Raw genomic sequence first — 20,775 nt, forward strand, 5'->3', positions numbered from 1 at the left:
TCCGTTTTGCCTTCCCCCCGTCGGATTTCATGGCAGGGCCCCGTCTGTGGAATCGCCTCCGCCGTCCTCTACACCCTGACCAATATCGCGCTGCGGAATTGTGTCGACGTCGATGCCTACCTCGTCTCCGCCGTCAAAGCCGCACCGACCGTGGTCGTCCTGGGCCCACTCGTCGGATGGCTGTCGATTCGCCCGGCGTCAAACCGCCCGGCTCGAAACAACCCCGCGCCCGACCGCACCTCGGCGAACCACCCGTCACCTGCCACTCCCTCCCGATCGGCCTTCCGCCGGTTGCCCCAATTCATCCTGGCCTCCTTCCTGGCACAGTTCTTTGGCAACGCCGCGTTCCAAAAGGCGCTCGAGCGGATCGGGTTGGCCGCATCGGTCCCCATCACGCTCGGCGTGCTGATCGTCGGCGGGGCGATTCTCGGCGCGGTCTTGTTGAAAGAACCGGTCGGCCGACGCAAAGTGATCGCCATGCTCACCTTGATCGTCGCCGTCGTGGTGCTGTCCCTGCCCGATCGCCCCGTCAACGAACCGCTCAACGATTCCCTCAGCGCGAACACCGAAACGATCGCCGCGGCTGAGCCAGACCTGCCCGAGCCTGCCCTGCCCGAGCCAGACCTGCCCGAGCCGATCGATCTGGTCGTCGGATCGCTCTGGGCGGCGGTTTCTGGATTGGCCTACGCGTTCTTCGGCGTCACGATGCGGCAGACGCTGCAGACCGGAGTCCCGGCCCGAAATCTGATGCTGATCAGCGGGGTCACCGGCAGCGTGGCGCTGTGGGGGTTCTGTTTTGCGACCCTGGGTCCCGCGGCAATCTTGTCGACCAGTCCGTCACAATGGATGCTGATGGTCACCGCGGGATGCTTGAACTTTTCCGCCTTTGTCGCCATCACCACGTCGCTTCGCCTGCTGCCGGTCGTTGCGGTGAACTTGATCAATGCGTCTCAGGTTGCCATGGCGGGCGTGGCCGGCGTGATCCTTTTCGATGAACCGATCACGACCCGACTTGCCGTCGGCATCGCCCTGACCTTTGTCGGCCTGATCATCCTGGCCCGCCGCACGCGGGCCCCGATCGTGATCACCGATTAGCCACAAAAAAATGGCAATCCGCAGTACCTTGGACGGCGCGAACGGTTTAAGAGTCAGATCGCTCACCAGACATCCGTTTCGATCGGCAGGCCACAACACCTCCCGCTCGCCGTCGTGAACGCGATCTCCCCCCACTCCCCTTTCTCTTTGAATCCCCCACGAAAGAGTTTGCGATGAAGAAAACTGCGTTGAAGAAAACTGCGTTGAAGAACACACTGCTCGGTCTGACTTGCGCCCTCGTCTTGAGCACCGCCTCGATCGCCGAGGACGCACCTGAAAAGAAACGAAAAAACAACACCGCTGCCCGCAAAGCACCGGCCGCCAATGTTTTGAATCAACTCAAAGACGTCGGCCTGACCGAGGAGCAAACGACCGAAATTCAATCGCTGGCCAAGAAAACCGCCGCCGAAACGCAGGCCGCACTGAAAGAAGCCGGCATCACTCCGGAAATCATGAAAAAACGTGCCGCGGCGCAAAAAGAACTCAAAGAGAGTGGCAAGAAGCCCGCCGAAATTTCCGCGGCCATCAACGAGAAACTCGGCCTGACGAAGGACCAAATCGCCGTGCTGAAGAAGTCCAACGCCAGGCGCGCCTCGCTGCTCAAGAACGCCGTCGCCCTGCTGACCGAGGACCAAAAAGCAAAACTGCCCGAGCGTCTGGTCAAAATGGCGAGCCGTGGCGACGACGCCAGAGGAAAGGCTAAAGGAAAAGCCAAGAGCAAGAAAAAGAAGACCGAAGACAACTAACCCACCCGCGGTACCGCACGCTCAATCGCACTGCCGGGTTGGCACTGCCGGGCTGGCACTGCGGGGCTGGCACTGCGGGGCTGGCACTGCGGGGCTGCTCGGCAGAACCTGATTCAACCGACACGACAGCGGCCCTGCCAGGCAGGGTCGCCGTTTCGTTTTGCCGTCACGGCTGTTTTACGTCGAGATCCGTTCACCGGCCCGACCGACGTTCAAGCGAGCTGTACCGGTTATGCCGTCGCCGAATCGCCAGGCAAAGAGTGGTGCGTGGGGATGCCGATGAGATTGCTGCGAGCGAACGGTTTGTCGTTCCGGAAAATCATGGAACCGGTGTCCCGAACGATTGCGAGCCTTGATTTAAAACCCCCGCGGTCGGAAACGCACCGCCAACCGTCATTTGCAATCTCCCCAACCGGCGGAAGGAACTGCCTTATCATGCGATGCACTAGCTTTTATGGACGTTTGCTGATCGTTGCTGCCCTCATGTCGGTCACCACGACATCGGTCAGCGCGAAATGGAACGATCACTGGAACAGTTTTTGGCACAAGGTCGGTGTCGGGTACGAACGCAACAATGCGTGGCCCGATCCCTTCAATGAAATGGATGCCATGGCCGTGATCACCCCGTTCGAAGCGATGAAGCAGAACGGTTGGATCTTGCACAATACGATCGGGCCGCATCAATTCCGCGATGGAGACGGTGCCTTGAAGACGTCGGGGCAAGAGACCGTGGCCTGGATCGCCCGCCAAGCGCCCGCCTCACGCCGCCAGGTCTATGTCGTGCGCGCGGCGACGACCGAAGAAACCGAAGCACGGGTGGCGTCGGTGCGCGAAATCCTGTCGCAGTTTGAGGGCGTGGGCCCGCTGCCGACGGTCGCCGTCACCGACCGCGTCCCCCCGACCGCGTCGGGTGCCTGGGCGACGAAAGTCAACCGCGCCTGGTTGGAAGAACTCGCTCCGCCGAAACTGCCCTCCAGCAGCGCTGCGGGCACCTCTGCCGTCACACAACAGTAGGCAGCACCTCGCAGTCGCACGAGACTCGCTGTTGGGCAGCCACTGCCAACCGAGTTGACTCCCAATCGATACCCACTGGCGGTTTCCCCTCAAGGGAAACCGCCTTTTTTCGTCGAATCCGGCTTACACGGCGGACCGAATTGAAGTCAGTTTGACAATCGGTCGATCCCTACAATCGGTGCCATCGGACTCGCGTTGACACCGCCGCCGCTTCGCCCTACTCGTTGACTCCAGTGTCACGGGAGAAACTAAGACGTGACTGAACAAACCAAAACGCTTCGAAATCGACGCCGTCATCAACTTTCATCGGCGCTCGTCGCTTCACTGGTGATCGGCTGTGCCGCCACGACAACCGGGTGCTCCAGTTCCCTCGGCACCCGAGTCGCTTCCTTGAATCCGTTTTCGAGCACTCCGGCCAGTCCCAGCGTCGACGAGAGTGGATCGAGCTGGCTTAGCGGCCCCAAGACCGTTGGCACCTCGCTTGCCAGCGGTGCCAAAGGCGCCGCCTCCAAATCGCGCACAACGGTCGCAAGTTGGTTCGGACGCAGCGACAAGTCCGATCGCGATGTCACCGAAGGCGACGCCACCGACCCGACCAGCCTGACGCACAAAGCCGAAGTGACTCCGGAAGTCTTTGTCGCCAACGGACGACTGTGGGAATCGACCGGCAATTACGAGAAAGCCATGGAAAGCTATGCCAAGGCGCTCGAAAAACGACCCGACGACGCAGCCGCGTTGGCCAACATCGCGCGACTGCATTTCCGTCAGGAAAACCACCAGAAAGCCGCCGAATACTTCGGCAAGGCGATCGAACAGAATGGTAACGACGCCGGGCTGTACAACGATCTGGGACTAACGCTCAGCAAACTTGGCAACTACAGCGCCGCGGCGACCACCATCGAACAGGCACTCCGGCTCTCGCCCGGCTCCTCGCGATACGCCAACAACCTGGCGAGTGTGAAATTCCAGGCCGGCGATCCCGCAGGTGCCCTGGAAGTCCTCGTCCAAAACAATAAACCCGCCGTGGCCCACTTCAATATGGCCTACCTGCACTACAAGCATGGCCAGAAAGCCGAATCGACACGGCACCTCAATCAGGCGCTCGCTTACGAGCCCCAAGCCGCATCCGACGCGGCCACCAAACGCGCCGTCGAACGCTCGCGCGAACTGCTGGCCCAAATCGGAAACGTTCCCGGGGTCACCCCCGGAGTCGCGATGGCCACCGCCGCTCGACCCTCTGCAAACACGCCCGCGGACACCGCGGTCCAACAGGCGGCTCAAGGCTTCACACCCGGAACCGAAATCCCCGGTTTCCAAAATGCCGTCCAACCCGCTTCCACCGCCAATACCAACGTCAGTTTTGGGAACGCGTCGTACAAAACGCCCGCCCCCAACAACAACGTCAATCAGACGTCCGCCTCCGTCCCCGCAACGGCCACCACGCCGACGGCCGGCGGCCAAGGTTCGTCCGAAAAATTCGCTCTGCCGCCGAACTTCGCGATGCCCCAGTAACGCGATAACTCAGTAACGCGATCGCATCGCGTGTCTCGCCATCCCGCCATCTCGGCGGGATGCGTCGATGAACCACTCGGCGGCAAACCGCGACGTGTGTTCCTCGTCCGCCGTCTCGATCGAGTGCTCCGTGTCACCTTGTGTTTCGGGTAGGCGGTAGTGGACGAGGCGACGAGTCCTCTGCCAATACGCCCACTGCAGAGGACTCGTCGCCTCGTCCAGTACGGCAATACCTGTGCGTGGGACTCGTCGCCTCGTCCACTACGGCAATACCTGTGCGTGGGACTCGTCGCCTCGTCCACTACCTGAAAATTGAGCCGAGACGGAAGCCTCACGGTGACTCCGACCGGAGGGCTCGCGCCAGCGCGAGCGGCACCTCCGCTCGACTTGATCGATGCGGTCGATCCCGAGAGAATTGATCGGTGGCGAATTGCAACCCGGCGATCCTCTCGATCGCCCCTCACCGGTCCCTGGAATCAAATCGGAGTACTCTTCCCGTGAATCGAACACAGATGTCTGTCGTCATTGCGTTGGTCTTGGCGTTTCCCCTGGCATCGCGGTCCGCTGGACAATCGCTCGTCGATTTTCGCGACGCCGTCCGCACGAGCGAGCCTTCGTTGTTGACCGTGATCGTCGACTCGGCCGACGCCATTGCCGATCCCAACGCCGCCGATGACGTGGCCGAAGCCGCGCCGCCGAGGGGTCGGCGGATTGAGATCCTGCGTCCCGACGGCCAGCCGCTCAATCGGTTTCGCGATGGTCAAGCTCGAGGGTTGGTCAACGCCCGACCCGGCAAAACCACCAGTGCGGCCTTCGCCGTCGGTGACTCGATGGTCGTGGCCTTCGTCGGCGGCCCGGTGAATTCCGTGACCGTCCAAAACGCCGGCGGTGATGAATCCGAGGGCACCGTGGTGGCGCTGGACTACGTCACCGGGCTGGCTGCGATCAAAACCGAACTGGCACCCGAGTCCGGATTGATCGTCAGCGCCGCCGAAACCGAACCGGGCATGCCGGTCCTCGCCGCTTGGATCGCCGACCGAGGCCTGGTAACCGATTCGGGCATGGTCTCAACACGCGCCATACCAACCGGGTCGGGCGTGGGGACGACGCCGACCCTTGATTTCGGAGCGGGCCGACAAATGATCGGTGCCCCCGTGCTCGATGCGACCGGCATCGTCGTCGGTGTGCTCGTGCCCAGCCGCAACGGCGGTCTGGTTTGCGCACGCTCGACACATCTTCTCAGACTGGTCGAAGCGGCAAACGCCCCCGAACCACACGATCTGAAACGCGGCCTGATCGGCATCCAATTTGAAGGCAGCGGTCCGCTTGTGCAACAAGTCAGCCCGGGCTCAGCGGCTGAACAAGCCGGTATCGAAGCTGGCGACTTGATCCAACAGATCGACACGATGGCGATCCGCGACGCCGCTGAGGTTGTCGCCGCAGTCGCTGACGCTCGCGCCGGCGAGACACTGCAAATCGTCGTCCTTCGTGGCGATCAAACATTGACGCTGCCGGTCACGCTGACCGAACACCCCGATCAGCGGATCGCCCAAAACATCCCTGACGGCGGCGCGTTTCCGGCCCAACAGGCCTTTGAACTCCGAGACGGACAACTGTTCCCGTTGGACATTGCCCCCGGCGCCCCTCCGCTCCCACCGGCGATGCGACGGTTCAGGATGGACGAACTTTTCCGAGAGTTCCAAGCGCCCGACGGACCGCTGTGGAGAATCCCACGGCAAGGGGAAGCGGAGGGGGATGGATTCCAATCAGAACGCGGCGACGTCGAGGAAACGCTCAAAGAACTGCAACGTCAAATGGAACGGCTGAATCAAAAACTCGACCGGGAAAATGATTGAGCGGCGGATGATCCGCTTCCAGCCTTTGCCCATGACAAATGGCGTGTATATCAGTGTGATGAACGAAAGGGGGTAAGAAGATTTTGGAGGCAGGAAAATGACAAACCCGGTTGGTTCCTACCCTAAAAATCTTCCTACCTATCACGACTACAGCACCATCAACCGTGTTAGGCAACGCTGTGAAGCATTTTTTAGCCGTAGGGCGCGAGCCCTCCGGTGTTGCGGGAACGATGCGGGACCGGAGGGCTTGCACCCTACCGCTAACACCTCGTCAAACGCAGGAAACAAATGCTTCACAGCGTTGCGTGTTAGGGTTTCGCCTGCAGCGACGCACAAACCAGCTCCTTGTCATTGCGGGCATAGATCATGCCATCGGCGATCGCCGGATGCGACCAAACCACGCCGCCGCGACGCCTGAGTTGTTGCAGCGTCGGTGCGATCAATTGGGAACGTGATCGGATCTCGATCCCGTCGCGCGACAGCGTGGCGAACAGCAATTCGCCCTGGTCGTTCAGCATGATTTCGTCGTCACCATTGCGAATCGTGTGCACGGTCGCCCAGCGATTGATCGGAACCACCGACCGGTCTTCCCAAATTCGATCGCCGGTCTTCAGATCCAAACAACGAAACTCGCCATAACTGTCGGCCCCATAGATCGCATCGCCCTTGATGATCGGACCTGAAATCATCGCATGCAGGGCGTCGGTGTTTTTTTCATCTTGGCCGATGCGATGCCAGAGCTTCGTCGCGCTCGGGGCACTGAGATCCAGCTTGATCAGCATGGACCCGTCGTAGAACGACGACACGAACAGATGATCACCGCTGACGACCGGCGTGGGCACACCGATCGGCATGTTGCGCGGTTTCATATCAATCGACCAAAACGTTTCACCGCTGCGTGGATCAAGCCCGCTGACACTTTCGCCGGTCCAGCAGACGACGACGTCCTGGTCGCCTTGGCGGATCATGATCGGCGCGCTGTAGCCGGCTTTCTCATCCAAGGCTTTCCAGCGCTCTTTTCCGCTGGCCAGATCAAACGCGACCAAACAGGCGCCGTCGCGCCCGCCGGTCACCTGAATGACCAAGTCCTCGAACACCAACGGCGCCGCCGTGATGCCCCAATCCGGCATTCGAATCTGATAGTGCTGATCCAGATCGCGGCTCCAAATGACGTCGCCAGTTTTGGCATCGAGACAATTCAGTCGCCCCATGCCACCGACGACGATCGCTTTGGATCCGTGCACCGTCACTGCGGCCCGCGGCCCCGATGCTTCGTAACCGATTTTGTAGCGAACCGGATCGCTGTGCTGCCAAATCAGTTTGCCGGTGGCGGCATCAAAACACAGCACCCGCTCACGGACCTCGGGGGCTTCTCCCTGTCGATCGGTCAAGAAGACCGCCCCATCGCTGATCGTCGGGCCACTGTATCCAGGCCCAACCGGAACCGACCAACGCAGCGGCACCTGGCCGCCAGGCAATTGCCGCACCAGCGACGGGTCGTCAATCGTCGCATCACGCCCCACGCCACGCCACTGCGGCCAGTCCTCGCCGCATGCCGCCGGAGGGCAGACCGCCTGAGAGACGATCGCACACAACAGCAGGCAACACCAACCACCGACCCATCGTGTCCATCTCACCCAGCGCATCTTCATCGTCAGTTCCCGTGGTCTCTCAGTATGTTTCAGACGCTGATGATTGTAGCAGTTTGAAGTTGCAGGGAGACAAGGAGACAGGGAGACAGGGAGACAAGGAGATGGGGAGACAAGGGAGGGAGCTGGTGGCGGACCGATCGTTGAGGTTGGGAGGAGATTTGCGAATCCGCTTTGGCGTTGTGGTTTTGAAAACGATGCGAACTTGTTTGAACTAACGGCGTTGAGGATTCGTCCTGTGACCACCGCCAAGGCCTCGAATGTCAGCCCCCGACTTTGTATACTAATGGCTTGTGTTCGACGCAGAAACAGAACAATTAGCAAGGTTGGATTATGTTCAAAGCAATGGGTTTGGTGTTCACGTTCGCCGTGGCAATGTGCTTGGTCGGTTGTGGCGGTAGCGAAGGCGGTACCGTGACCGAAAACGCCGAGCTATCCGAGATCGAGGCCTATGAAGCTGCGATCGCTGCCGAAGAAGCAGCGATGAATGAGGATTTCGAAGAAACGGAATAGGGCGTTGCCGAGCCGTTCCTTCCCAAGTGCATGAGGTTCGGGACCGATCAACGGCATTCGGCCGGCATCGCGAGCAACGATCACGACACAAAAAAACTCGACTTCGCGCTTGCGAAGCCGAGTTTTTCTTTTGGTCGTCAGTCAACGTCCACCGAGCTACTGGTTCAGCTGCTCTTGGATCGTTTCACTACTCGCCCTGGTTCCCAGTGCGCCCCACAGCCCATACGGACTCTGTGCGCCGGGAACATTGTTGTTGGCCGGTGTTCCATTGAGATAGACCATCGGGTTTCTCGAATTCCCCGCTTCGACCGAGTCGGTCATAAAGATGACCGCCCCATCACCCATCAAGACGTGAGCACCGCCTTGGTGACGGCTCGACGCTGAGCCGATCAGCGTGTTGCCGGTATTGTTGATCCCGCAAATTTCCGAGTTGGGCGGCAAGATCGTCGACATACCCGAGAACATGATGCGGAAGTCCGCCCAACGATACCCCCGGCCGTTGCCGGCACCGGTATCAACGGGCGCGCTTGGATCCCAGAACTTGGGACGATCGGGGTCGATTTGACCCTGGTCTTCACACCACTTGGGGTTCTGCAGAATGACCGAGTTGCCATTGCCCGCCAAGTTGGCGTTCCGCGTTTGCCGGCCACGCTTATCGCGGTCCTGCAAATCCGTGATGATTTCACCCATCATGATGGTGTTGGAAAGACCATCCAGGATGTCACGAAATTTCGAATCCTTGTGCGGGACAAATGCACCGCGGTCACACGCCAGCGAGTTGCGCGCGTAGCCGTTGGTTTGCTTCGGCACCCAAAAGTCCGCACGGTTCTGACCGCGATCAAAGTCAATCGGTCCACGAACGGCCCAGTGAATCGAATCGCCCATGCACGCACCATAGTTGGTGCGTCCCAAAGCCGGCAGCCCGACGCCCGGATCGCTGGGACAGCGAAGCGTTGGAATTTCGGTGACCCAGGGTCGATACCGATTCAAGTGCGGCGCCGGTCCCATCGCCGGCCACGGAGTCGCAAACGGAGTCGTCGGGTCGGTCGCATTGATGCGGCTCGGCTGACTGATTTCATCCCAAATCGCTTGCTGCTCCATAAACGGCGTCAACCCGACCAGACAGCTCAACCGCCAAGCGTTGGCGTGCCCATAACCCGTCCACCAGTTCGTCGTCGGCGCGTTCGACCCTTGGTTGACAGGAAGTCCACCCACGCCGTCCGTCCCCGCACCCTGAACCGGCAACTGCTTGTAAGCGGCATGGTAATTGTGAATCGCAATTCCGAGCTGCTTGAAATTGTTGCTGCAGCTCATTCGACGAGCCGCTTCACGCGCGGCTTGCACCGCGGGCAGGAGCAACCCCACCAGAATGCCGATGATGGCAATGACGACCAGCAATTCCACAAGCGTGAAACCCTGGCGTCGACTCAGACGTTGATTCATGAAATCGTCTCACAAAGAAGTATAGAAGAGGAACAAAGAACAACACTTTGGATCAGATCCAGCCGCTATCGGACCGCATCGTGGCTTCAAGATACCAAGCTAGAATTGGTGTGTCCAACAATCACGACGAAAAAGTGACACATGAGCCACACCCAACAGAGGTATACCAGGCACGAAAACCTGACCGCACTTGCCCCCTGAACTTGCCCCCCCGGTCTCGAGCACGCGACAGCGGTGCGCCCTCCCCTGTCCCCTTATCGATCCAGCTCAAAGGCGTCGTTTTGAGACTGGACGATGACCAGACGACGGTCGGCGGCAAGGTTCGCGAACCGCTGGACTTCGCCATCAGGCCAACGAATCTCCAAACGCTCGACCGCCGCGTGCTCTCCGAGCCCGAAACTGAGGATCGCTTGGTTTCGGCACAGGTAGCCGTCGCCCGACTGCACCACTTTCGTCAACGTCTGATCTCCGATCGACAGCTTGACCGTTGCGCCGATGGCATCGCGTTCGGCCGTGGTCCCGACCAGCTGTAGCTGCATCCAATGGTGCGGCGTCTGCGTTCGGTTCTCCAGCAACGCCACCGGCTCGATCAGATCCGTCACAATAAAATCGACGCGTCCATCGTTGTTCCAATCGCAACTGGCAAGCGCCCGCGAAAGGTGCCCCGCATTCCAATACTCGGGATCGCCCGCCACGTCCTTGGCAACAAATCCCGTTTGCCCCATCGCAAACACCAAGGTCGGCATCTCAAACGCTCGGCCCTCGGCCGAGTAGTCTTCGACGTGCCCGTTGCCGATCACTAAATCGTCCCTGGTGTTGTTGTCATAGTCGAACGCTTGGACGCCGAACCCGAGTATCTTGTAGGTCGGTTGATCCAAACCGAACGCGACCACCAAATCATCAAAGAACCCGCTCTCGTCTTGCATGAACTGGTTGTTCCATTCCCGTTCAAAATTCGTGACATGCAAATCGGGCCGTCCGTTCAAATCAAAATCGGCGACGGCAATCCCCATGCATCCCTGTGGATTCCCATTGGCACCAAATGCCACGCCGCGCACCGCAGCCGTGTTTTGCCACTCCGTTTCCTCGCCGCCGCCCGCCACCCCGCGCTGCCACAAGTGATTCGCCAAACGGTCATTGGCAATGAAAATCTCGTTTCCAAGACCACCATCCAAATCGGTCAGCAAGACGCCCAGTCCTGTCGCCGGCGGAACTTGCCCGCTGGCATCGATCCACCGTCCGGCCACCGCCCCGTCACCGACAGAGAGAAACAGACGATCGCGGCCGGGACGATAGTCCAACGGAGCGGGTAGCCGAACCGGAGTTCCGTCGGGATGGTACTCGACCGGATCATAGACCGCTGGATCATCGACATAGTTGACTTCGACAAGGTCCGGCAGATGATCACCGTTGACATCGCCGATCGCCAAACTGGTCGTGTACATCGGTTGCTGCCACACGTGATCGCCCGGTTGCGAGGCGAACGTTCCGTCGCCTCGGTTGATCAACAACGTGTTTCGCATCAGATTGCCAATCACCAGATCGGGAAAACCGTCTTGGTTCCAATCCCCCGCCGTGACGCCGCACGTAAAACCTCGGTCATCACAATCTGCCAACTCGGTCACGCCGATAAAACGCTCTCCCAACGAGCGTGCCAACAGGTTCGGACGCGTGCCAGGACCATCCGGCGGGTCGCCGGAGGCCTGTCCCAGATAGACGTCAATGTTTCCGTCCAGGTCGTAATCGATGCACGCCACCCCCGCCCCCAGTTGTTCGTACAACCGCAGTTCGCGGCGTCGTTGGACCGGGGCGTTGTAGTACGTGAACTCCAACCCAACTTGCGACGCGATGTTGGCAAACACCGGTTGGATTGCGGGGTAGTCGGATGGCTTCGTCGGCTCGTCCATTGCCGGCACAACGGCGTTGTTGAATTCGGCCAGCTGAACATCACTGGGAAAACGTTCCAAGTCGACGCCACACAAGACCTTCTCCCGATTGTTGCGAATGAACAACTCGTCATCGGACATCGCCAGTGCTCGATCCAACTGCTCGAACGCACCGGCCGGCGACCCCATGTTCTCCAGCGCGATGCGATACCACGCCAACGCTTCCAACGGACGCCCCACTTCGGTCAACACTCGTGAGAGTTCGTCGACCGCAGCAGGCTTCATGCCGGCACCGGAAAACAGTTGGCGGGTGATCGTCATCATCCGATCGATCAACACGCCGCGGGCGCGAAACCGCTCGGCTTCCACCCCGTGTCCGCCGGCCGATAACGCCTGTCGGATCCGGTCGGTCGCCGCCAGATCACCCGGTTCACGCAACACCGCCTCGGCAAACTGCCCGACCGCAAGATCGAAGTCGCGGTGCCGCATCGCCCAGCCTCCCAGCGCCATCCAATAACCCGGATAACGCTGTGACCCCGATTCCACCCTCCCCAGCCAATCTTCAAACGCGTCAAACCGCTGTGATTCGATCAACAACTGGCCATAAAACGCCATCGCCGCGGGATTCCGTCGGGCAACCAATCGGCTCGTTTCCAACAACTGCGAGGCCGCTTTCACATCGCCTTCGCCGTACATCGCACGTGCGACGTTGAGCTCACCTAACAATCGATTCTGTTCCACGTTTTCCACGCTCGGCTTCTCGGTCAAACCGACAAACGATCGGGCGGGAAACATCAAACCGCGCAGTTCGTCCGCGTTGGCCTTGCCCCGTCGACACAACAGCCGAACGTGCTCGTTGGCATCAAATCGAAACCCACGTCGATTCAAGATCGCCACCAGCTCGTGACGGACGTTTTCCAAGTCCGGTTGCTCGTCGAGCAACGCTTCCAACCGCTCGATCGACTCCGACCAACGTCCCGCATCGGCCAACATCGACGCGGCCCGCTGCCGCCACTTCCAACCATCATCGGTTGACAACTCGGCAGCCGAATCCAGCATCGCGACCGCGTCGTCCACCTGCCCCTGTCGGTTGAACAGTCCCGACGCCAGCACCATGGCATTGGCGTCCTGGGGATGACGCAGCAAATGCGTCTGAACCGTCTGCATCGCACCGGCGTCATCACCGGAGGCGATCATCCGACGGATCTTCGAAAGATTCGCCAGCCGAGACTCTGCCGCACGTTTAGGCGATGCATCATCGATTTCCACCGAAGCAGCGCGTTGCGCGTCCTGAGTCGGTGTCGACTGATCGCGACCGCCACAGCCGACGGTCCAGGGAAGCGACAACACCAACACGACGGCGAAGGCGAACGCCATGCTTCGTTCACGACGATGCACGGCGTGACGATCTGTGCTCGAGAGTGGTGGCATGGTGAAGAATGGGCAAGCTTGATCGATGGGGCCACTCAAGTTTAACAGATCATGGCAAACACTTCGGCCTGAACGTGGGTGCCACGGAAAAGGGGTCAAGCTGTAACTTGCGGAACGATGACTGGGCCCACGGATGGCAGCGCGAACCCACGGATTTTTTGCATCCTGTTATCCGTGGGTTCGCGCTGCTATCCGTGGGCATCTTTTTCGGTGGACAGCTCCGTAAAATGCTGGAGTGCTTCGTCGAGATTGAATCTTAGGCCTGAAGCCCCCAAGGCTTTCGGCGGATCGCCCACGGAGCCGAGATGCTCGGCGAGTTCCGCTACCCAAAAAATGAAATGTGGCCCGAGTTCTAGTGATTCCGGCGCACTTCCTCACTGTAACGCACCCGCGGCGGCAGTCGGCCATAGGGGTTGGGGTTGGCGTCATAGAAGTCCGGCAGCGGGGGCAGCTCCAACGATTCGTCTTGCCCGCCCGACCAGTACCCGTTGGCGTCCAGTCGAATCGACTCGGTGTCGAAGAACAATTCGATGCGCCCGCGAATGAACGAAATGTGATCGCGTGCGACGGAGTTGAGTGCGGACGTGTACGCCTGCTGGGCTTCCAAAAAATCCCGTGCGACGACGTTCCCGACGGCCAGTTGCAACTGCAAACGCGTACTGACGACACGTTCGTACGCGAGGGCCGCCCGAGCCACTGAAATCTCATACTGGTTGCGTTGCAAACGAAGCTGCCGCAAGTCTTCGCGAACGGCAAGCTTGATTTGATCTTCCAATTCGATCAACGCGCGGCGTCCGGCTTGGTAATCGATCAGCGCGGCCCGATAGGTATTGCGTTCCAGACGGCGGTTCAGCGGCGTGTCCAGCGACAGACTCAGCGAGGTGACGCCACCGTCGCGACTAAAATCGAAGGGCGCGCTCGGATCGGAAAGCAACCGATTGGCCGTCAAGGTTTGCGTCGCTGAGACATCCAAAATCGCCCTCAAATCATCGGCGGCCAGTTTGATGTGACGTCGATCGTCGGCAAGTTCGCCTCGTCGATTCATCAGGTCATAGCGTTGATAAAGCGCCAATAGCATCGCCCTGTTTTCTTCCACCTCGACTTCATCCAGCCCGCCGACATCACTGGTCTCCACACGATCGACCAGCGCCACGGTATCGGCGACCGTCTGCACGATCACGTTCTCGAATTCGACGCTGTCGGCGGGCAACAGGTCGCCGACCAGTTTCGCCGTCAGGGTGTTCGTGGCCTCCAGCAACTCATTGGCCGCCTCGACCAATTCGGGCAACCGGTTCAGTTCCCGACTTTCGATCGCCGCATCCCATCGGCGACGCAGTTTTTGAAACCGCTCGTCCAAGGAATCGACTTCTACCGCGTCGGCGACGTCGCTGTGCAGACCCAGATTCTGTCGCAGCAACGCGGCCCGCTGGGCTTGCGACAATTTTGACTCGACCAGATCGATCGTGCGGGCAAATTGAATCAACGGCTCCCGCGGCAATTCCGACTTCAGTTCTCGCGATCGAATCGACTCCATCTGATCGCTTTGCAGCCGAGCTTCCAGCAACGCCAGCCGCAGTCCCAATTGCTCGGTTTCACGCTCGGCGTCGGATTCCTCGGTGATTCCTTCGATCTTGCGTCGGACGCGAAGGGTTTCTCGCAGCCGGTTGATCAGCACCGTCGCGCCGTTGACCGCGGCATCTCGATCACCCAGTCGAGTCTGTGCCGCGTCGAGCAAAGTCTGCCGCGTCCGCATCACCAACTGTCGCGTCACCGTGAGTTCGTCGCTGGTCGTCAGTGATTCGAGTTCTTCCAGATTTAGATTCAACGGCATCTCCGGCGGCAAACCGATCCGCAACTTCAACCGGTCGAGTGCACTTTCCAAACTGTTGCAATCGCCGACCAACGAGCTGCGGCTGCCCAGCGCATTTTGTTCAAACTGGTCCACTTGCACGCGCGGGATGCGACCGGCTTGCAAGTACTCTGCCCTGCCCTGCAAAAACGCGCGGAGATTGCTGAAGTAATCCTGTGAGCTGATCTCGATCGCGCGATAAGTCAACAACAGTTGGTAGTAGTCGGTCGCCAAATCGACAAACAGCGAACGCTGGGCACGGATCAGATCGCGCGCCACATAGATGACGTTCCGCTCGGCTTGTGTCAGCCCTTCAAAAACGACGTCGCGTTGAAAAATGGTCTGCTGAAAATCAAAGACCAAATCGGACCCGATGTTGGCGGCAAAGCCCTGCGGTCCGTTGAACGTAAACACGACACTGTTGGCGAAACTGGCCAGGAACTGTCCGGCCATCGCCGTGGTCGCCCGGACCCCGGTTTCGGTCGGAATCACCAAGCCGTTCCGCGTGGTGCTGTCCAGCCGAACGTGGGTGTAATTCACGGCCGAACCGTTCCCACGTCGTCTCGGACGAAGCACGTATTCGTAACGCTGTGCCGAAAGCACCAGCGCCGCCCGATACAAACGCTCCTTTTGCGTCTGGATCGCGCGATTGTTCAGCGTCGCCAGTTCGGTGATCATCGGCAACGTCAACCGCGGCGCGTCGCTGAGCAACCCCTTCAGCCCGTTGGACGTGACGTCGGGATACGACCGGCGAAACTCCTTGCGAACCGATTCGAACTCCAGCATCCGCGGCACGCAGGTCTCGGGAAGCTGCTCCCAGAACTGCTGCGGGATCGGGACAATCCTCAACTGCTCCGTGCCAGAACGGTCGTCCGTGGTCGGGTCCCAGTCGGATTCCCAATCGGATGCTTCGTCGGCTGTACCGGCAGCTCCATCCGCCGCGTCTTCGTTCTGTGCGTCTTCACGGATCAGTTGTGCCAAACGCACGACGGGTTCTACTGCGCTTGCGGGCTGGGGCATCACCAGGGCCATGTCGCTGATCGACGAAACGAGCTCCGTCGACGCCCCCGACGCCTCGTCGCTGGGTACGTCCAGCGAAACCGTGCGCGTTGCTCCCTCGCCGTCGCCGCTGGAGGATCGAGCGAAGTGACCGGCGGAACGTGTCTCGGTTTGCGATCGTGACTCCTTCCCCGAGCCCGCCAGCGGCCCCAACTCCAAACTCTCGACTTCCGGTGCCGGCAACTCTTCCACTGCTTCAGGCGTTTCAAGATCCGATCGCTGGGGTGTCTGACGGGGATCACCGGTCACGAGTTCGGGAAGTTCATAGCCGAACAGCTGGGGGACGGGCACCGGCAGAGCCGGGCAATCGTCCGGCGAAGGATCAAAGAATCGGGAGCGGGGATCAACATCGATGCCCGCCAGTGGGGGCAGCGTGCACGCCTCTTCGGCCCGCTTCTCTGCATAGATCAACGCAACGTCGCGATCCGCCTGGGTGCGGTAATACTTGCGCGAACAGCCGGTGACGACCGAAGCCGACACAGCGACCAGCAGCGTGAAACACAAGAGAGCAGGATTGCGAGACAAAACCGAAACACCCCGGCGAGAAAACGAGACAGCCTTTGGGAGCATCATCGTCACCGGGTTGTCGGCGATTTAACGGATTCCCCGGCTCTCCCGGTCCTGCCGACTGGGTAAACCTTGCCGGCAAGCGGGGTCGTCGCTGGGCAGTGTGTCGCCATCTCGCCGCCGCGATGAAAACACGCCCCCAAACACGTCCCGCCCTTCCATCCAAGGCCGAAACTCGCACATCACCACAGCGATTGGCAGAGACCGTGATATCGAATGTGTGACGGCTTTCGCGTGAACGGCTGGACATTCGGCCCAGGCCGTCACGCGAGACAAACCTTTCGGGTAAAATCCTCACCCGCAGCCATCTGGCATGCCGATGGAAGGCACGTCGAAGCACATCCGCAGCAGTCCGCACAGGACGCGCAAACGACCGGAATGGATCAATGACGGAGGAGACGCTCACCGAGCCCCCATCGGAACCGGAATCGAACGAGGCCGGTGAATCGTCGGTCGGTGCCCCCCTACCGCGTTTCCGAAAAAGCGTGGTCGCATTGGCATTGACGCTCGGCGTGCTGGCCGGCGTCGGCACCTTCACGTTCGGCTACGGCAAAGGGGGCAGCTACATGAGCAATAATCCGCAAGCGTGCGTGAATTGCCACGTGATGCAGGATCACCTTGATTCTTGGCAGCAGAGCAGCCACCACCACGTCGCCGTCTGCAATGATTGCCATCTGCCGCATGATGCGATCGGAAAATGGGTGGTCAAGGCGGACAACGGCTTTTTTCACTCGCTCGCCTTCACGTTCGGCGGCTTCGACGACCCGATTCAAATCAAGCCCCGCAATCGACGGGTGACGCAAAGCACCTGTGTCGATTGCCACAAAGACTTTGTCCACAGCTTGCTGCCGGCCACCGAAGGCGCCGACATGCTGTCATGCGTCCATTGCCATGCCGACGTCGGCCACGCCGGGCGTTAAATCCTTCCTACAGTCTACATTCACGGCTCGCCCCCCTCTTTTCCAACGCATGAACATGTCTTCAGAGACGAAACGCAGTTCCGGATGGATCGCGATCTTGACGGTCCTGACCACGCTAGTAACCGTCGGCGTGCTGATGCTGCTGGTCAGTATCTTTGAACACAAACAGGAAGCCCGAACGCCGTTTATCAAGGTGGTCGAGGTGACGGAACTCAGCAGCGACCCCAAACCCTGGGGACTGAACTTTCCGCAGCAATATGAAGACTATCTGAAAACCGTCAACGACGACTACACCGACTTCGGCGGCAATCACGCGTTGCCGCCCAGCAAGCTGGAAGAGCACCCGTGGCTGAAGCGATTGTTCGCCGGCTATGCGTTCAGCATCGATTACCGCGAGGCACGCGGCCACTCGCACATGCTGGCCGATCAAGAAGTCACCAAACGGGTCACCGATGTCCAACAAGCCGGTGCCTGCCTGCACTGTCACGCATCAATTATTCCAACCTATCGCCGCATCGGTCTGCAAGAGATGGGCAAAGACGCGTCGCCCGTGGCGCTCAGCAAAGACTTCAACATGGACGCAGTGATGGCGGGATTCAAAGCGGTCAGCCGCAAGAACTACGAAGAGGTCCACGCCGAACTCGAGAATACCGCGGACGGCATCGACGTCCCGACCGGCGATCCACACATGGGCGGCGCCCATCCCGTCTCCTGCGTCGATTGCCACGACCCGGACACCATGCAGATTCGTGTCACACGACCGGGATTCATCCTGGGAATCGACAAATTGGCCAAGAGCGACGATCCCGTGCCGCACCTGCCCAGCATCGGACAATGGCGCGACGACGGGGCCAAAGGAAACTACGACCCCAACACGATGGCCACCCGCCAGGAAATGCGGACGTTCGTCTGCGGACAGTGCCACGTCGAGTACTATTGCGCCAACAAAATGACGCTGACGTTCCCCTGGGGCAACGGACTGAAGATGGAAGACCTGGAAGCCGAATGGGACGCAACAACCTTCCCCGATGGCGGCGAATTCTACGATTACGTTCACAAGGAAACAGGCACCAAGGTCTACAAGGCCCAGCACCCCGAGTTCGAACTCTGGAGCCAGGGGATCCACGCTCGATCCGGTGTCAGTTGCAGCGATTGCCACATGCCCTTTGAAAAGAAAGGCGCAACGAAAGTGAGCAGCCACTGGGTCCGCAGCCCGATGACGAACATCAACAAGGCCTGCCAAACCTGTCACAACATCCCCGAGCAAGAAATCAAAGACCGGGTCGACATGATCCAGGATCGCACGCGAGCGTTGATCGATCGCGCCGCCGCTGCCGTGACTGACCTGTTCGACGCCATCATCGAAGTCCAAGCGGCCGGGGCGACCGACGAGCAACTTGCCCCGATTCGCAAGCTGCAACGCAAAGCGATGTGGCGACTCGATTACATCGCCAGCGAAAACAGCAAAGGCTTTCATGCCAGCCAAGAAGCCGCACGTATCCTCGGCGAATCGATCGACTACAGCCGACAAGCGATCGCACTCTGCTACAAACTGGATCTCAAAACCCCGCAAGCCACTGAAGCGGTGGCAGCGGAATAGGCCACATGAGATCAAGATGTCGCCCGCACCAAAACGCCAACGACTCACCACATCAACAACCTCAACTCGGTGACTGATGGTCACCCGCATGCACTGATCTGCCACCGAACTTGCGGGCGTTGCGACAGCTTCACAGTCTACTCTGCAACAGGCGTTTGGCTTTGTGTCTCATAAAACTTCTTGACGAGGCTCCGGTCACGAATTCCAATCGCGGCTCCACGTAGATCATCGAGGATCCGACTGATCTCCAGGTGGACGGGAATGGAGTTAGTAACAGTGAGAATTTTCATGTTGATGTCTGGCACCTTGCAGAAGTATTTGGCGATTCTGATTTTTCTATTTGTCCAAGGCCCCGCAGACGGTCAGATCATTACCGCAGTGCGCATTGACGGTCGCCCTGACACGCCAGGTTTTGACCCAATCATTGATGAATCCACGTTTACTGCGGTCGGCTCTTCTTCTCAAGCCAACGCCGGGTTTAATCAGTCTTCACTGCCGGCAGGCTCGACCAACATCAATGGTCCGTCTGTTATCCGTGTGCCCGATTGGATTCCCGCCGCCGATCGCGTCCACCCCGATGCGAAGTACTACTTGTACTTCGGGCACCACATTGGGCGCGACATCCGTATGGCGTGGTCTGATTCGCTCACCGGCACCTGGTCGCTCTTCAATTCAGGTGACGCCCCCGACCGATCCTGGGGAAACAGCGGCAACAACACGGGCGCGCAGACGCCCAGAAGTGGAGTGCTTTCGATGGTTCAATCGAGGCTTGATGCCCATCCAGGTAGTGAAGTCATCGCTACGAATCACATCGCATCACCAGAAGTTCATGTGGATCACCAGAACCAGCGGATCATCATGTATTTCCACGCAACGTCGCAATTAATCCCCGGGATCACCGGGCAACAGACTTTTGTTAGCACTTCCAGCTATGGGTTAAATTTCAACCCGACACACCTAGGAGGAGAGGTCGGTCAAGGGATGCGTGAAGTCCTACCGGTGGGAGCTTACGCAAGAATTTTCGAAGTCGGTGGTCAAACATTTGCATTTTCAAACGGAGGCAAACTTTGGAAAGCACCACGCACCAACGATGTGGGTGAGATCAACACGATTGCCAACGCCGATACGCCCGGCGGCTTGTGGAAGCCGAGCCCGGATGTAAGCATCACCGACGACAACTGGTGGGAATTGGTCGATCAAAGCGGCAATCCGATGCAGACACTTTACGCCCAAAATGGCGAAGGGACCGGCGAGATACGTCACTCAACCGCCTATACACGAACACACATCGACCCGAGTGACACCAACGTCTACTTGTTCTACTCTGCCAAAAACGACACTCCCGAACGCATCTTTTTATCGGTGATTGACACCAACAACGGCAGCACCGACACCGACCAATGGAAGGCAAACGGGCAACAACTCATCCTCCAAGCTGAACTTGACTGGGAAGGGGCTGACCTACCGGCAACGAAATCCGCCAACGGCGCACAGGTCAATGTCAACCAACTACGAGACCCGTTCATTTTCGAGGATGACGGCAAAGTCTATTTGTTCTATACCGGCGAAGGGGAAGAAGCGATCGGCTTTGCCGAACTACGAGGCTTCAGCAGCTCACCCTAGCTTGAGTCCAGC

13 protein-coding genes are annotated in these 20,775 nt (G+C 59.4%); 9 read left to right on the forward strand and 4 right to left on the reverse strand.

Annotated features, from left to right (window positions below; genetic code table 11):
* Window positions 1–6: 6 nt before the first annotated feature.
* The 5 genes from TBK1r_RS34145 (at window position 7) to TBK1r_RS34165 (ending at window position 6,223) form a co-directional block, all read left to right on the forward strand.
* A complete protein-coding gene (locus TBK1r_RS34145) occupies window positions 7–1,095 on the forward strand; it encodes a DMT family transporter (protein WP_145220211.1) in 1,089 nt (362 codons plus the stop codon).
* Window positions 1,096–1,268: 173 nt separating this feature from the next.
* Window positions 1,269–1,841, forward strand: coding sequence for a hypothetical protein (locus TBK1r_RS34150; protein WP_145220213.1), 573 nt, complete (start codon window positions 1,269–1,271; stop codon window positions 1,839–1,841).
* Window positions 1,842–2,276: 435 nt separating this feature from the next.
* Window positions 2,277–2,855, forward strand: a complete 579-nt coding sequence (locus TBK1r_RS34155; protein ID WP_145220215.1) for a hypothetical protein — start codon at window positions 2,277–2,279, stop codon at window positions 2,853–2,855.
* Window positions 2,856–3,110: 255 nt separating this feature from the next.
* Window positions 3,111–4,367 (forward strand): tetratricopeptide repeat protein, encoded by a 1,257-nt coding sequence (locus TBK1r_RS34160; RefSeq protein WP_145220217.1) that lies wholly within the window; start codon window positions 3,111–3,113, stop codon window positions 4,365–4,367.
* Between the two features lie 497 nt (window positions 4,368–4,864).
* Window positions 4,865–6,223, forward strand: coding sequence for a S1C family serine protease (locus tag TBK1r_RS34165; protein ID WP_145220219.1), 1,359 nt, complete (start codon window positions 4,865–4,867; stop codon window positions 6,221–6,223).
* A gap of 308 nt (window positions 6,224–6,531) precedes the next feature.
* Here the strand turns inward: TBK1r_RS34165 and TBK1r_RS34170 are convergent, their stop codons facing one another.
* Window positions 6,532–7,875, reverse strand: a complete 1,344-nt coding sequence (locus TBK1r_RS34170) for an outer membrane protein assembly factor BamB family protein (protein WP_419580670.1) — start codon at window positions 7,873–7,875, stop codon at window positions 6,532–6,534.
* A 330-nt stretch (window positions 7,876–8,205) separates the two neighbouring features.
* On the opposite strand from TBK1r_RS34170, the gene TBK1r_RS34175 reads away from it, so the two are divergent.
* A complete protein-coding gene (locus TBK1r_RS34175) occupies window positions 8,206–8,385 on the forward strand; it encodes a hypothetical protein (RefSeq protein WP_145220221.1) in 180 nt (59 codons plus the stop codon).
* A gap of 156 nt (window positions 8,386–8,541) precedes the next feature.
* On the opposite strand, the gene TBK1r_RS34180 is transcribed toward TBK1r_RS34175, so the two are convergent.
* The 3 genes from TBK1r_RS34180 to TBK1r_RS34190 form a co-directional block, all read right to left on the reverse strand.
* On the reverse strand, window positions 8,542–9,828 hold the full coding sequence (locus TBK1r_RS34180) for a DUF1559 domain-containing protein (protein WP_145220223.1): 1,287 nt from the start codon (window positions 9,826–9,828) through the stop codon (window positions 8,542–8,544).
* A gap of 254 nt (window positions 9,829–10,082) precedes the next feature.
* On the reverse strand, window positions 10,083–13,145 hold the full coding sequence (locus tag TBK1r_RS34185) for a CRTAC1 family protein (RefSeq protein WP_145220225.1): 3,063 nt from the start codon (window positions 13,143–13,145) through the stop codon (window positions 10,083–10,085).
* Window positions 13,146–13,497: 352 nt separating this feature from the next.
* Window positions 13,498–16,578 (reverse strand): TolC family protein, encoded by a 3,081-nt coding sequence (locus TBK1r_RS34190; protein ID WP_419580671.1) that lies wholly within the window; start codon window positions 16,576–16,578, stop codon window positions 13,498–13,500.
* Between the two features lie 428 nt (window positions 16,579–17,006).
* Here TBK1r_RS34190 and nrfH point away from each other — a divergent pair, with 428 nt between their 5' ends.
* The 3 genes from nrfH to TBK1r_RS34205 all read left to right on the forward strand — a co-directional run bounded on the left by nrfH (window position 17,007) and on the right by TBK1r_RS34205 (window position 20,763).
* A complete protein-coding gene (nrfH, locus tag TBK1r_RS34195) occupies window positions 17,007–17,540 on the forward strand; it encodes a cytochrome c nitrite reductase small subunit (protein ID WP_145220229.1) in 534 nt (177 codons plus the stop codon).
* A gap of 55 nt (window positions 17,541–17,595) precedes the next feature.
* Complete coding sequence (locus TBK1r_RS34200) at window positions 17,596–19,140, forward strand: ammonia-forming cytochrome c nitrite reductase subunit c552 (RefSeq protein ID WP_145223294.1); 1,545 nt, start codon at window positions 17,596–17,598, stop codon at window positions 19,138–19,140.
* 276 nt (window positions 19,141–19,416) lie between these two features.
* On the forward strand, window positions 19,417–20,763 hold the full coding sequence (locus tag TBK1r_RS34205) for a hypothetical protein (RefSeq protein WP_145220231.1): 1,347 nt from the start codon (window positions 19,417–19,419) through the stop codon (window positions 20,761–20,763).
* The last annotated feature ends 12 nt before the right edge of the window (window positions 20,764–20,775 follow it).

The organism is Stieleria magnilauensis (assembly GCA_007753675.1).
GTDB classification, from domain to species: Bacteria; Planctomycetota; Planctomycetia; order Pirellulales; family Pirellulaceae; genus Stieleria; species Stieleria magnilauensis.

Coding starts and splice junctions, on each gene's coding strand:
- nrfH (WP_145220229.1), top strand. CDS start 17,007: ATGACGGAGGAGACGCTCACCGAGCCCCCATCGGAACCGGAATCGAAC.
- TBK1r_RS34175 (WP_145220221.1), top strand. CDS start 8,206: ATGTTCAAAGCAATGGGTTTGGTGTTCACGTTCGCCGTGGCAATGTGC.
- TBK1r_RS34155 (WP_145220215.1), top strand. CDS start 2,277: ATGCGATGCACTAGCTTTTATGGACGTTTGCTGATCGTTGCTGCCCTC.
- TBK1r_RS34170 (WP_419580670.1), bottom strand. CDS start 7,875: ATGAAGATGCGCTGGGTGAGATGGACACGATGGGTCGGTGGTTGGTGT.
- TBK1r_RS34180 (WP_145220223.1), bottom strand. CDS start 9,828: ATGAATCAACGTCTGAGTCGACGCCAGGGTTTCACGCTTGTGGAATTG.
- TBK1r_RS34185 (WP_145220225.1), bottom strand. CDS start 13,145: ATGCCACCACTCTCGAGCACAGATCGTCACGCCGTGCATCGTCGTGAA.
- TBK1r_RS34150 (WP_145220213.1), top strand. CDS start 1,269: ATGAAGAAAACTGCGTTGAAGAAAACTGCGTTGAAGAACACACTGCTC.
- TBK1r_RS34200 (WP_145223294.1), top strand. CDS start 17,596: ATGTCTTCAGAGACGAAACGCAGTTCCGGATGGATCGCGATCTTGACG.